Here is a 237-nt window from a genome sequence, read left to right as displayed (position 1 = left end):
GAAAAATAATAGTACCGTCTAATACCCTTTTTTGTCGGAACCGTTAAGCAAATATTTCTTAGGGAATTAATCTGCTTTCTGTTTACCACGGCGAAAAATAAGGACCAAATTGCATCGGATGCTGCAAATACAGCTTTAACAGGTTTTTGATTGGCCAATAGTTGATCTCGGGGTTCAAAACGATCAATCTCTGAATTGTTTGAACCATATACAAGAACATCTTTGTTTTCAATGATG

The 237-nt window shown here is 35.9% G+C and carries 1 protein-coding gene; it reads right to left on the bottom strand.

The annotated features are described in order from the left end of the window. A partial coding sequence (locus tag AOA61_RS31740) for a hypothetical protein (protein WP_218197316.1) occupies positions 1–237 on the bottom strand: 237 nt, incomplete at both ends.

Source organism: Pseudomonas sp. 2995-1 (assembly GCF_002742505.1).
Taxonomy (GTDB): Bacteria; Pseudomonadota; Gammaproteobacteria; order Pseudomonadales; family Pseudomonadaceae; genus Aquipseudomonas; species Aquipseudomonas sivasensis.
Note: the sequence above shows the minus strand (reverse complement) of the source record. Positions and strands in the feature narration are given on the sequence as shown.